Annotated in this window: 12 protein-coding genes; 2 read left to right on the top strand and 10 right to left on the bottom strand. The window is 57.1% G+C overall.

Annotation, left to right across the window (positions count from 1 at the left end):
- Positions 1–10: 10 nt before the first annotated feature.
- From FYJ74_RS06205 to FYJ74_RS06175, 7 genes are all read right to left on the bottom strand, one after another.
- Entirely contained in the window at positions 11–1,060 is a 1,050-nt protein-coding gene (locus FYJ74_RS06205) for a C45 family autoproteolytic acyltransferase/hydolase (protein ID WP_154528710.1), read from the bottom strand.
- Positions 1,061–1,191: 131 nt separating this feature from the next.
- Entirely contained in the window at positions 1,192–2,139 is a 948-nt protein-coding gene (locus FYJ74_RS06200; RefSeq protein ID WP_154528709.1) for an ABC transporter ATP-binding protein, read from the bottom strand.
- Between the two features lie 3 nt (positions 2,140–2,142).
- Positions 2,143–3,129 (bottom strand): ABC transporter ATP-binding protein, encoded by a 987-nt coding sequence (locus FYJ74_RS06195; RefSeq protein ID WP_154528708.1) that lies wholly within the window; start codon positions 3,127–3,129, stop codon positions 2,143–2,145.
- Between the two features lie 18 nt (positions 3,130–3,147).
- A complete protein-coding gene (locus FYJ74_RS06190) occupies positions 3,148–4,059 on the bottom strand; it encodes an ABC transporter permease (RefSeq protein ID WP_154528707.1) in 912 nt (303 codons plus the stop codon).
- The gene (locus FYJ74_RS06185) at positions 4,056–5,009 is read right to left on the bottom strand and encodes an ABC transporter permease (RefSeq protein ID WP_154528706.1); all 954 of its coding nucleotides are present in this window, start codon (positions 5,007–5,009) and stop codon (positions 4,056–4,058) included. Before FYJ74_RS06185 ends, FYJ74_RS06190 begins: the two co-directional genes overlap by 4 nt.
- Positions 5,010–5,109: 100 nt before the next feature.
- Entirely contained in the window at positions 5,110–6,645 is a 1,536-nt protein-coding gene (locus FYJ74_RS06180) for an ABC transporter substrate-binding protein (protein ID WP_195838827.1), read from the bottom strand.
- A 231-nt stretch (positions 6,646–6,876) separates the two neighbouring features.
- Complete coding sequence (locus FYJ74_RS06175) at positions 6,877–8,229, bottom strand: M20/M25/M40 family metallo-hydrolase (RefSeq protein WP_195838826.1); 1,353 nt, start codon at positions 8,227–8,229, stop codon at positions 6,877–6,879.
- Between the two features lie 139 nt (positions 8,230–8,368).
- Between FYJ74_RS06175 and FYJ74_RS06170 the strand changes: the two genes are divergently transcribed.
- Positions 8,369–9,325, top strand: coding sequence for a LysR family transcriptional regulator (locus FYJ74_RS06170; RefSeq protein ID WP_154528703.1), 957 nt, complete (start codon positions 8,369–8,371; stop codon positions 9,323–9,325).
- A gap of 192 nt (positions 9,326–9,517) precedes the next feature.
- Here the strand turns inward: FYJ74_RS06170 and FYJ74_RS06165 are convergent, their stop codons facing one another.
- Together FYJ74_RS06165 and FYJ74_RS06160 are read right to left on the bottom strand one after the other, a co-directional pair.
- Positions 9,518–9,886, bottom strand: a complete 369-nt coding sequence (locus tag FYJ74_RS06165; protein ID WP_326830890.1) for a Na+/H+ antiporter NhaC family protein — start codon at positions 9,884–9,886, stop codon at positions 9,518–9,520.
- 84 nt (positions 9,887–9,970) lie between these two features.
- Positions 9,971–10,564 (bottom strand): LysE family transporter, encoded by a 594-nt coding sequence (locus FYJ74_RS06160; RefSeq protein WP_154528701.1) that lies wholly within the window; start codon positions 10,562–10,564, stop codon positions 9,971–9,973.
- 116 nt (positions 10,565–10,680) lie between these two features.
- Between FYJ74_RS06160 and FYJ74_RS06155 the strand changes: the two genes are divergently transcribed.
- Positions 10,681–11,604 carry a LysR family transcriptional regulator gene (locus tag FYJ74_RS06155; RefSeq protein WP_195838825.1) on the top strand — a complete coding sequence of 308 codons (924 nt, stop codon included), beginning with the start codon at positions 10,681–10,683 and terminating at the stop codon, positions 11,602–11,604.
- Between the two features lie 349 nt (positions 11,605–11,953).
- On the opposite strand, the gene FYJ74_RS06150 is transcribed toward FYJ74_RS06155, so the two are convergent.
- Entirely contained in the window at positions 11,954–13,195 is a 1,242-nt protein-coding gene (locus FYJ74_RS06150) for a DUF401 family protein (protein ID WP_154528699.1), read from the bottom strand.
- Positions 13,196–13,229: the final 34 nt, after the last annotated feature.

Raw genomic sequence — 13,229 nt, 5'->3', positions numbered from 1 at the left:
GCTTCTCCTTTTAAAGCGGCACGGCGACGAATTCGTTTTCGCAGCTTGGGCCAGCGCAAATGTGCGCCACGCCTTCGCTGAGATTGTAAACGATGCCAGCTACGGTGCTGCTGCGACGGGGCATGGGCAGCGACGTGTCGGCAGGATGGCGGCAGATGGCCTTGGGATAATTTTCGTGATCGCTGAGGCAACGGATGATCCAGGGCACGTCGATAGAGCCGCGTCTCTGCGCCAGCAGTTCGTAAAGCCGATCGCCGCGCGGAGAGCGTTCCAGGGCTTCCTTGGCGGGCTCGACGACGAAGTGGTTGGCGTGGGTGAGAATGCCGTTTGCGGGCTCGATCAGATCAGTACCCAGCGGCGAGGTTTCGAAGTCCAGCGCACGACCTTCGGCGGAGCCGAGCATGAAATTATTCGACACGGTGCGCTTCGTCTCCAGCAGGAGCTTCTTTGCCTCTTCGAAACTGCGGCTCTGCAGTACCTTGCGGCGCAGGAATGTGACCGGCAGCGCCGTGCCGCGGTTGTCTCCCTTTGACTGTAAATTGTTGGCGCACAGGCCGATCCCGTGGCTGTTGAAACCGTTGCGGATCACTTGGCCGGCCTCCGCTGCGCCGACGATCCGCGTGCCGTCCGGCATGGCGTAGTGGACGATGACGATGTGATCGAGGATACCGACGCGATAGTCCCAGTTCTGCCCCACATAGGCGACGCCGTCTTTCGTGGCCTCTGGCAGCAGCGCGAAGGATGTGCACTCGTGTGGTTTGGGAAACTTGGTGATCTCGTAGCGCGTGTTCAGAATCATGATGTCGGCAAAACTGACGCCGGCGCCGTCGGCGATGCCGCGCACCTCGTCGATTAGATCGGGATCAACGGCCTTGACGGCAGGCGTGTAGCTAAGCGCATAGGTGCCGATCTCCTCCCAGGCCATCGTGCTGGTCTGGGCAAAAATGGTACGATAGTCAGCCAGTCCGTTCCTGATCTGATCGGTCGCCTGCCGGCCGTAGTGAAAACCCATCTCGTAAGGCGTGCCGGGTTCAACGTTGATGATCGGAAAACGTCTCATGACGAGTAGCTCCTTTTCTTCAGGGAATGAATTTCGTTGCCAAGGCGCGAACGCGCGACGGGGCAGAGAACTTTTTAATTTGCCCTGCGTTTCTGGGCGTTTGAGCGGTGACGCATGTTTCAAATTTTTTCTCAACGCTTGAAACAGGCCACAAAATGACCTGATTCAACCTCGCGCAATTTCAGGTCGGGGCTGCGGCACTCTTCGGTCGCTTCGGGGCAGCGCGTAGCAAAGCGGCAGCCCGGCTTGGGGTTGATCGGGCTAACAACTTCCCCCTTCATGATATGCAATGTTTTGCGGTGCTTGAGGCTGGGAATCGGGATAGCGTTGAGCAGGCCGTGCGTGTAAGGGTGTAGAGGATTGTTGAACAGCGTTTTCGTCGGCGCCAGCTCGACGCACTGACCCAGGTACATGACGGCGATCTGGTCGCTGATATGTTTGACCACGCTCATGTCGTGGGTGATGAACATGTAGGTGTACCCCTTGCTGTCCTGCAAGTCCATGAGCAGATTCAAAATCTGCGCCTGAATCGAGACGTCCAGCGCGGAAACGGGCTCGTCGCAGACAATGAATTTGGGATCGAGCGCCAGCGCGCGGGCGATGCCGATGCGCTGGCGGCGGCCGCCGTCCATCTCGTGGGGGTAGGTATTGACGAAGCGTTCCGCTAATCCCACAGTGTCCATTAACTCGAAGACGCGTTCCATCATCTCGTTATTGTTCTTGCAGGTGCCGCAGACCTTCATCGGGTCGGCGATCAGTTCCGAGACGGTCATTCTGGGATTCAACGAGGCGAAAGGATCCTGAAAAACGATCTGCATCTGTTTGCGCATGTCTTTCATCTGATGTGGCGTGTAAGCGAGAATGTTCTCACCATTGAAAAGCACTTCGCCTGAAGTGGCCTCGATGAGCCGCAGGATCACACGCCCCAGCGTGGACTTGCCGCAGCCTGACTCGCCGACGACGCCGAGCGTTTGTCCCGCTTCGATGGAAATGTTCACGTCGTCCACGGCATGCAGCAACCCGTGAGGGGTGCTGAAATATTTCTTCAGACCTTTGGTCTGGATCAGAGGCGTCGTCATGTTCTATCCCTCCCGAACGGCCTTGGCCAGCCAGCATTTGATACGGTGCATGCCACTGTTGACGGGGACGGCTTGCGGACGTTCTTCTTGGCATTTGTCCAAGCGGTGCGGACAGCGCTCGGCAAACGGACAGCCGGGCAGCACGATTGAAGGATCGGGCATCAGCCCGTCGATGGGATGCAGCCGCGGCGACTCCTCGGCCATATTGGGAATGGCGCCGAAAAGCCCGACTGTGTAGGGGTGGTGCTGTGTGCCCTCGAAAATATCCTCGACCGTACCGATCTCCACCACTTCGCCGGCGTACATGATGCCTACCTGATCGCAGATCTGCGCGACGATGCCCAGATCGTGGGTGATCAAGATCATCGACGTTTCCAGTTTTTGCTTGAGCTGATTCATCATCTCCAGCACCTGAGCCTGAATCGTGACGTCGAGCGCCGTCGTCGGCTCGTCGGCCAGCAGCAGCTTGGGGTTGCAGGCCAAAGCGATGGCGATAACGATGCGCTGCTTCATGCCGCCTGAAAACTGATGCGGATACTCGCTTTTGCGGATAGCGGGAATGCCGACCATCTCCATCATCTCGTTCGTTTTTTTCTCGATGAAACTGCGGTCGGCATGCTCGTTGTGCAGAGCGATGACCTCGGCGATCTGGTCGCCGACGGTGTGGATCGGGTTGAGGCTGGTCATCGGATCCTGGAAGATCATGGAAATGTCGTTGCCGCGCAGCAGGCGCATGTCTGGCTCCGACAGCTTGAGCAGTTCGACGCCGTTCATTTTGATGTCGCCCTGGGTGACGAAGCCGACGCGGTCCGGCAACAGCCGCAAGATCGAGAGCGCCAGTGTCGTCTTGCCGGCGCCGGTTTCTCCCACAAGCCCCAGAGTTTTTCCCTTTTCGACGGAAATGTCGACGCCGTTGAGCGCGTAAACGTTGTCGTCGTCGGTGCGGTACATCGCGTGCAGGTCTGTGACTTCAAGAAGTTTGTCTGCCATTGTTTTTGCCCTCCTGCGCTAATTCTTCAGCCTTGGATCCATGGCGTCGCGCAGACCGTCGCCGAGAAGCGTCAGCGAAACAACGACCATGACAATGGCAATGCCGGGCGATACGGCCAGATAGGGATGATAGCGAAGCTGGCTCTTGGCGGCCGAAAGCATGGCGCCCCATTCGGGCGTGGGTTCGGAGATGCCGAGACCGATGAAGCTGAGAGAGGAGACCGTGATGACCGAACGGGCGACGGTCTGCGTAGCCTGAACGAGGATCGGCCCCATGGCGTTGGGCAGAATATGACGAAAGATGATGCGCATGTCGCCAGTGCCGCAGGCGCGCGCCGCTTCGATATAATCGGTGCCGATGATGGAAAGCACCGACGAACGGACGATACGCGACATCTTCGGCGTTCCGGCCAGCCCCATGGCGAGGATCAGGTTCAGCAGGCTTGTGCCGAAAGCCGCCACCAGCGTAATCGCCATAAGAATGTTCGGGATGGCGAGAAACACGTCCATAATGCGCATGAGGATGTTGTCTACCTTGCCGCCGTAGTAAGCTGCCGTCGCGCCGATGAGCGATCCCAGCGACAGAGACACGCAGATCGTGGCGAGGCCGACGAACATGGAAATGCGGCCGCCGTAAATGACGCGTGCCAGCACATCGCGGCCGTACTGATCGGTCCCCAGCGGGTGGCCGGCCGTTTGTCCGGGGCCCTTGAAGCGCAGCGACAGATGCTGGGCAATGGCGTCCTGCTCATAGTTGTAATAGATGTCGGCGGTGCTGACTACCGCGAGCATCACTAGAAAGAGCGCCAGACCGAAGATGGCAAGGCGGTTTTTCTTGAGACGGTTCCAGATGGTGCGCATCTGGCTCTTTTTCTTGTATTGGCGCAGCCGGTTCTCGACGGAAATTTTCTGCGCGTTTGCGGCGGTCATGCGCTCACCCTCCTTTTCTTGGCGACGGTGAATTTGGCTCTCAGCCGTGGATCGATATAGGCATAGAGAATGTCCACCAACAGATTGATCAACGAGGCGATCACGGCCGTAAACAACAGCGAGGCGATGACCATGGGCGTGTCCTTGGTGCGAATGGCATTGACCATCAGCTGTCCAAGCCCGGGAATGGCGAAAACCTGCTCGATGACGATCGTACCGCCGAGGGCGACGCCGAAATTAACGCCGATCAGCGTGACCACGGGCAACAGGGCGTTGCGCAGTGCGTGATCGAAGATGACGCGACTTTCTTTGGCGCCCTTGGCGCGGGCCGTGCGGATGTAGTCCTGGCGAATGACCTCGAGCATAGTCGAGCGGGTCATGCGCAGCAACGAAGCCGTGCTGCTTGAAGCCGTGGCGATAGCCGGCAGGATAAAATTTTTCCACCCCGTAACGCCCATAGCTGGCAACCAGCGCATCTTCAGCGAGAATCCGAGCACGAGCATCATGGCCAGCCAGAACGTTGGCATCGAAGTGAGCAGCAATGCGCAGCCAAGCGCGAAGTTATCGGCCAGGGAATACTGTTTGACGGCTGAGAAGACGCCCACCGGCAAACCGATCGTGACGGCGATGATCGTGCTCACGACGGCCAGTACGAACGTGTAGGGCAGCCTCGAGGCGATTTCCTGAAACACGGGCAGCCCCGTGCGGTAAGAGACGCCAAAATCACCGTGCAGCGCGTTCCAGATGTAACGCGCGTAACGGACCAACAGCGGATCGTTTAATCCCAGCTTAGCGTGCAGAGCGGCGTATTCCGCCTCGGTGGCTCCTTCGCCGAGGATCATCACGGCCGGGTCTCCGGGCGTGAAATCCATGACGGCAAAGATGAACAGTGCCACGCCAAGCACAACGGGAACAAGCATCAGCAGCCGCCGAAAAATATAACGCGACATGACTTTCCCCCCATAAATTAAGTGATTTTTACAGAGAGGGCGCTGCGATTCTGTCCGCAGCGCCCTCTCTGTTCAGCGCAGATTTTGCGATGGACGAGGTTTAGTCGAAGTACATCTCGTGGACCGGGAAGCGGAACACGGGGTGAGGATGGATGCCCTTGAGGTGTTTATTGAAAAAAAACTTCTGGTAGTCGGTATAGATGGGGATCAGCGGGACGTCTTCCTTCAGCTGGGCATAGATTTTGCGATAGAGTTCCATGCGCTTTTCGGGAACTTGCTCCTGACGGGCCTCGTCGAGCCATTTGTCCACGTCGGGATTGCTGTAGCCGGAGTAGTTGTTGCCGCCGCCGATCATGGAGCTGTGAACGCGCCGGGTGAGCACATAGTCGGCGTCACGAACCGAAGCGTTGATCATGCGCAGGCTGGCGACGAACTGACGCTTGCCAGCGACGATGTCAAGGTAAGTGGCGCGCTCCATCTTGTCGAACGTGACGTTGATGCCGATCTGGCGCAGCTGGTCCTGCATGACTTCGGCGGGATTCATGTAAGTCGCCGAACCTTGCATGCTGAAGACCACGTCGAAACCTTCGGGATAGCCAGCTTCGGCCATAAGTTTTCTGGCTTTTTCAAGATCCTGGGGATACCACGTGGCTTCTTTGTCATAACCGAAGATGGATACGGGGCAAAGGACATTGCAGAGGTCGGCGTAACCCTCGGCGCCGCCGATGACGATGTCGTCGCGGTTCAACGCATACGCGACGGCCTGGCGCAGACGCTTGTCCTTGAAGATCCCGTCGGTGGTGTTGAAAGTGATGTGATGGATGCCGATTCCCGGGCAGGTGATGGTGGCAAGGGAGTCGAGCGTGCCGAGATATTCGTAGTCGGTATGAGCCGGGAGATAATAGAAATCAAGACTGCCGTCCTCAAGGCCGATGGCGCCGCTGGCAGCATCGGGAATCAACTTGTAAATGACGGTCTTGATCGGCGCCGGGCCGCGATAGTAGCCGTCAAAGCGTTCCAGCTCAAGTTGATCGCCGCTCTTCCATTCCTTCATGCGATAAGCGCCGGTGCCGCAGGGATTGCGGGCGAAGTTGACGCCCTTGGCCTCGGCCTCCTTCACAGCGCGCTGACTGACGATACCGAAGGTGAGGTTGCTCATGACTTCGAGAATGGGCGCGTAGGGATACTTGAGGAGCAGCTTGACATGACGGTCGTCGATCTTCTCGAATCCCTTGATGGCGCCGCGGATGCCGCTGGAGTAGCTGGATGCGAAGGAACGGTTCAGGGAAAACAGCACGTCGTCGGCGGTCATCGTGTCGCCGTTGTGGAACTTGACGCCGTCGCGGATCGTGAAGATCAGCTCCGTCCTGTCGTCGCTGAAATTCCATTCCGTGGCCAGTCCGGGGACATATTTGGTATAGTCCTGAGGCTCGACGGCGACCAGCGTGTCGTAGATCTGGAGCATCATCATGTGAGTGACGGTGTCTTTGCTGGTGGACGGATCGAGAGAAGCGGCCTCGGCGTTCACGCCGTACATTAGGGTATCCTTGGAGCTTTTGGGGACTTCCGCTGCGCAGGCTGACACGGCCAAACCCAGAACCAGCGCCGCGAGAAGTTCGAAACGCGTTACTTTCATGCTCATGTTCCTCCTTCAGATTTTTTGTGTCGCAGCCGAGTTTTTGTATCATGATCGTGAACAGAAAGAGCCTTAAGCTGCTAAAAAAAATATAGCAATGTTGGCGGGGAAAATCTAATGAAGCTTTTTTATCGGTGTCATAACCTGTTGCACGCGCGTGGATATTGCGACATTCTTACGAAGCAGAGTGGATGGACGTTGAAGCGATTGAACGAAATTCGCGCCTCAGAATTAAATTTCGCCGATGCGCCCGATCACGGCGGCGCTGACGTGGATGCCCTTATGGAAACAGTCGAGGCGGAGGTTTTCGTTGGGCGAGTGGTTCGTCTGGTCGGCATTGCCGTAAGGCACTGTCACCGACGGCATTTTCATGATGCCGGTCCACACGTAATCGGGATTGCTGCCGCCGGAACTGGGATGAACGACGGCGTTGGGATAAACGGAGCGCGCGGCGGCGATAGCGGCTTGACAGAGCGGCTGTTCGGCATCGCTCTTGGAAGGATACATGGCTTTACCGGCGCGGACAACAATTTCCGGATCGAAGGCGGCTGCGTGCCGGCGGATTTTTTCCAACACTTTGTCGGGATCCATGTTTCTGACGAGACGCACATCCAGCTTCATCAGCGCCGAACGGGGCACGCAGGTCTTATGGCCCGGACCGCAATAGCCCGAACTCATACCGTTGATCGTGAACGTGGGGCGGAACATGAGCTGAGTGTAGTATGCTTCCTTCGCCGTTTTGAGCAGTTTTTTGACGCCGTACACGCGCGCCAGCGTTTCCGGCTCGAAGGCGTACCGGTCCATGAGCTCCCGCTCGTAAGCGGTCGGCGGCAGCACGTCGTCGTAAAATCCATCGATCAGCACGCGGCCGTCACGGTCGATCATCGAAGCGATGAGCTGGCACAACTCGATGGCGGGATTGGGAATCAGCTGCCCCGTCTTTGAATGGTTCTGGTGTGTGGCTGTGGTCAGCTCAAATTCCATTGACAGGTCGCCGCGGAAGCCCAGCTTGATCTCCGGAAAGTCCCCGGCGTTCATAGGGCCGTCGGAGTTGTAGACCAGGTCGGCCATCAGCATGTCTTTGTGTGTTTCGACGAAAGCTCTCATGTTGGGCGAGCCGCTTTCCTCCTCGCCGTCGAGAATGAACTTGACGTTGACGGGGACATCGCCCTCAGTTGCCAGCCATGAACGCACGGCAAGGAGGTGCGCGAGAAACTGTCCCTTGTTGTCGGCTGTGCCGAGACCGTAGAGCCGCCCATCGCGCACCGTTGGTTCAAAAGGCGGCGTGATCCATTCCTCCACGGGATCGGGAGGCTGTGTGTCGTAATGACCATAGAACAGAATAGTTTTTGCACCGGCTTTCTTCGACTTAAGTTCGGCGAAAACAAGCGGTTGCCCATCGGTCGGGCAAATTGCGACGGTATTGCAGCCCAGTTCAGTCAAAAGCGAACGCAGCATCTCCGTACACTCTCGCACGCCCATGTTGCAGGCGCTGACGCTGGGCTGGGCGACAAGTTTTTTCAGCAGCTCCAGGTCATCGTCCCGGTGGGCTTCAATATGGCGGCGGACATCGACAAGACTCATAGAAATTCCTCCCTTTTCGGACATGGGGAATTATAAAAAGAAACGAATTGCCTTGAATGTATTATAATGAAGCCATCTGAGTCTGTCTCATGAATTTTCTGACCGCTTATCATAACTTTGGGAGGAAGGGGGCATCGCCTTGAATGTTGATATTTACCGTTACCTGATGACGGTGGCAAAGGTGCGCAACATTACCAAGGCCGCGGCACAGCTGCATATCTCCCAGCCGGCGCTGACGAAGGCGATTCACCGCCAGGAAAAGGAGCTGGGGGTGACGCTGTTTGACCGCAGTGTCCAGCCTCTGACGCTGACCTATGCCGGCGAACGTTATTTCGAGAGCGTGAGCAAACTGCTCGACATCGATGCCGAGCTGCGCGAAGAGATGAGGAACATCGCCCGCGGCACCAGAGAACGCATCCGCATCGGCGTGAGCGTGGAGCGCGGCACCACATGGCTGCCGAAGATTCTGCCGCCCTTTGCCGCTTCCTTTCCCGACGTGGACGTACAGGTGAAAGAGGGGGTCAACGCTTTTTTTGAGCGAGCCCTGCTGAGCAACCAGCTCGATCTGTGCATTTCCACGCTGCCGATCCTGTCCAACGACATCGCCTGTGAAGTGGTCAACAAAGCGCCGGTCTACGTGATTTCGTCGGCGGAACATCCGTTGGCGTCCCGTGCCGACTTGCGCAGCAACAGTCCCTACCGCCCTCAGTACATCGAGCCGGAGCTGCTGAACGGCGAAAGATTCCTGACGCTGACGCCCGCGCAGGGCATGTATCGCGTCGCTCAGCACCTGCTGGAAAAATATGGCCTGCGCGTCAACACCGTGCTTCAGCTCACCAGTCAGCGCACTATCACGATGCTGGCCGCGGCCGGTCTGGGGCTGGCTTTCACGACCTACAACGGCGCTCTGCAGGCGCAGAACGAAAGCGACAGTCGGCCTGTCTTCTATACCATCGAAGACCCGCTGCACTGTCGCGTCGATATCATTGCCTGGAAAAAGAACCGCGTCTTCACGCCCGTCGTGAAAAGTCTGATCGCATTGACGAAACGCGTTATGCGCAGCTCGCCGCATCCCAAAATCGAAATTCGCCGCTGAACAAAAAACGGATTGGCTCACTTGCCCTGCGACAAGTGATCCAACCCGTTTTTTTGTGATGTTTCACGCGGAGCACGAGTGGCGAGTCCTCTTCGATGCTTAATGGACGGAGATCTTTTGATACTGTTTCTTCTTGATAAAAAGCATTAACACAGTTTACCGGGCGCTGCGAGGGAATTCAGTCGCTCAGAACTACCTCGAATGCTGCGCAGTCTGCGCAGCTCGCTTTGTGAATCTCCCTCGCAGCGTCCTTGCGTTCGGCTTTTTTATTAAGAAATAGTATGAAGCCGCCGCGGCGCAGACGAGCGCATAAGGCAGCTGAGTCTTGACGTGATCGATGTGATCAGCCGCCGCTCCCGCGGAGAAAAGAACGGTTGTGTCGGACAGAAGCGAGCAGTGATCGCCGAACACGCCGCCGGCAACGGCCGCAAAGCAGGCGACGACGAGCGGAGTCACCTGATTGTTCGTGCGGTCAAAGGCCAGGGACAGCGCAGTGGGCATGCAGACTGCGAACGTCCCCCGTGAAGTTCCCGTGGCGAAGGCCATGATCGCCGCGATCACGAAGATGAATGATGAAAGGCAGCAGATATTGTAAATTGGCTCATAGCAATGCCTTCCAGTTCCAGGAGTGCTTTTTTCTTCCCTTTAGGAAAGGATAATACTAATGGCGCAAAACATAAGTAGGAGTGCCATCACGATGTTGGCTGCCCTCTGGCGGTTTTGGAAAAAACGCTGCAGAGCGGTCCCGGCGAACAGCCAGACCAGATTTGCCACCGGCCCTGTAAACGGCAAAATCACCGCAACGGATAGAACTTCCCAATAACTGTCCGCATAGGGGAGCGTATAGGTTGCCAGCGCCGTCATACAGAAGATCATGATCTTCGCGTTGGTCAATTGTATCAAAAGTCCGGTGAGAAAATTGCAGTGCGTGCCTGCCTCTGCCTCCGCTCCGCTGTCACTGTGCAGGATATGCCACGCAAGCCAGAGAATGTATCCTGCCCCAATCCATGCCATTACGCGGAGATAGCGGTTCATCACTTCGCCAAGGAACCAGACCGCTATGGACGAGGCGAACGCGACTACGGCGAAGCCAATGAAGATGCCTCGCCACTGGCGCAGCGCCTGCCGCCTGCCGTATTTCACGGCGGAAGCCAGTGAACAGAGATTGGCGGGGCCCGGCGTGATCGCCGAAACGACGCAATAGAGAACGAATGACGGAATGAGGGATGATGGTATCACAGTACCGCTCCTTTCTGGGATTTCTTTTTGGCGCCTCCATCATAAATCGAAAATATCACATTGTAAAACTGTTATTATTGATATATACTACAGAAAATAGCTGTAGGAGGGCGGTCATGAACTTCTCGTCCATGGAGTATTTTGTGGTGCTTGCGCAGGAGCGCAATTTTACGCGGGCGGCAGAGCGTCTCCATATCACGCAGCAATCGCTCAGTTCCCATGTCGCCGGGATGGAAAAAGAGCTTGGCAGCCAGCTGCTGGTGCGCCGCGTCCCGTTGGAGCTTACCTATGCGGGAGAGGTGTTGCTGCGGTATGCGACTGATTTTCAAAAAACTCACAGCGATATGCGGCGTGAGTTTTGCGACATCTCGCAGAAGCAGAAGGGTCTCCTTCGCGTCGGAGCGGCGGCAACGCGCGGGCAGATGATACTGCCCGAAACGGTCGCGCTGTTTCAGGAAAGCTACCCAAACATCGGCGTTGAACTGACGGAGGCGTCCAACGGCGAGTTGCAGCAAAAGCTGTTGAAGGGCACCATTGACCTTGCTATAGCGGATTTTCCCGAAGCCCTGCCCGGCGTCAGGCTGGCAGAGTTCTACCGCGAGGAAAACGCGCTGCTGATCGAAAAGAGGCTCTTCGCCAAAGTCTTTGTGATCGACGCGGAGGAGTGCGAGAGACGGTTCCGCGCAGGGGATTACAGCGTGCTAAAAAAATGCCCGTTTGTGCTGGGCGGTATCGAGGATATCGATGGGAGGATCGGCCGCGACGTTTTGAAGCGGGCGGGCATTGACGATCCCGTCATTACAGCGACCTCGCACAATGTCGGGTTGCTGCTGCGCCTCTGCCTTTGCGGCGTCGGAGCGTGCTTCTGTCCGCAAAAGATCGTGCAGAGTATTCTGACGCCGCAGCAGGCGGACTCCCTATGGATGTTTCGGCTTGGGGAGGAAGCTGCGTACCTCATTCAATTTGGCTGTCAGGCACAGTCCTATCAATGGAGCGTGATCGAGCGGTTCATTGCGTGTGCCAAAGCCATTGTTTGCTGACTTTAGGTGTCGCTGATGTATTCGCATATATGTCACAGGTTTCCGATTGCCACACCTTGTTATATCCTGTTATGGTTTTTTTGCCCTTGTGAGTTGCCTGAGCGACGTTGAAACGGTGTAACATTTAATAAAGGGATTCTCGGTGGAATAGATGGCGAAAAATCCTTTGTTTTCTCGGTTTCAGAGGATTTCATTAAAGCCCTATAATCAGCGGCAAACGCCTATGATTTCGGGAATTCCAAATCGAGATTTGCCGCTGAAAGAAATAGAACGCTGGTTCTCGCCCGAGAGGGAAAGAGCCAGCGTTCTGTTAGGCAGACTTTTATTCTCGTAAACGCGGCTATCGCGATCACAACAGGATCGTTCTGTACAGGCCGAAAATGACGAACGGAGTCACGGCCATCTCGATCATCAGCGGCAGGTATCCTTTGTCCAGCGCGGAGACGGAACAGTTCATCTGCTGCAGGGTGAGCGCCTGGCACAGGTGCAGGGGTGAAAAGAAATAGCCGTTGAAGCTCCACGTGTAGATGAAAACGCAGTAGAGCAGTTCTTCCGTCGGCGGCAGATGCAGACTCGTCAGCAGCGGCACCAGAACGCCCAGCGGCACGTAGCTGAGCCCCGTGGCGAGGCCGAAGAGCAGCGCCGCGGCCGCGATCACCAGCAGCACGCCGAACCCCGACGACTGCGCGAACATGGTCTGGAAGGCGGCCATGATGCCGGTCAAATCGCGCACGGTGTTCTGCATGAAATAGATACCCAGCATCGTCACGAAAGTTTGGCCGCTGAGCCCCTGCCGGAACGCACGCGCATACGTCTTCACGTCGCGCCGCCCCCAACCGGCCAGGATCAGCGCCAGCGAAGCGAAGGCGCTCAGGTACATGGGCACCTTGAACAGACCGTTGAGCAGCACGATGACGTAGATCGGCGACATGTATTTGAGAATGCTGACGAGCCCGCGGAGTGTGTGCCCGCCGCCGGAGCGCGGAGCGACCGGCGCCTCGGCGCCGCGCAGATAAAGCAGGTAAGACGCGAGCTCCATGCCGGCGACAAAGGCAACGTTGAGCGCGATCAGCTTGTACAGGCTGACGTGCGGCGCCATGTTGGAGAAAACGATCATCGAGCTGCTCGTCGGCAGCAGGAAGAAGGCGCAGTGACGGAAGGTCAGGTTGAGCGCCGCGCGCTTGAACACGGGCAGCCTGAGGCTGTCGCCCAATTCGTCGACGGAGGGGCTGGAAATGGCCGCGCCGCCGGGCACCGAAACCATGCCGATCGCCGCCGGCAGGATCATGATCACCGCTTTGGCCGACGAAAAAACGTCCTTGAAGGCTTCTACAAGCCGGCCGAGAATGTCGTACTGCTTCATCAGCGCGCTGAGAACGCCGATCTGCAGGATGACGGCGATGGTTTTCATGGTCGGCGGCGAGGTGACGATGCTCGTAAAGTTTTCCGCGACACCGCGCGGGGACTGACCGGCGCCGAGTCCCATGATCAGACCCGTGATCAGCAGCGAGGCGCCGTTCCACAGCTTCCCCTTCGGGAAGAAGACGAGAAAAGCGAACGCCGCGCCCATTGCCAGAAATTCTCTCGGCATGGAAGTCGCTCCTTCCGCAAATGAAATGGGCCGC

The organism is Pyramidobacter porci (assembly GCF_009695745.1).
Classification (GTDB): domain Bacteria; phylum Synergistota; class Synergistia; order Synergistales; family Dethiosulfovibrionaceae; genus Pyramidobacter; species Pyramidobacter porci.
Note: the sequence above shows the minus strand (reverse complement) of the source record. Positions and strands in the feature narration are given on the sequence as shown.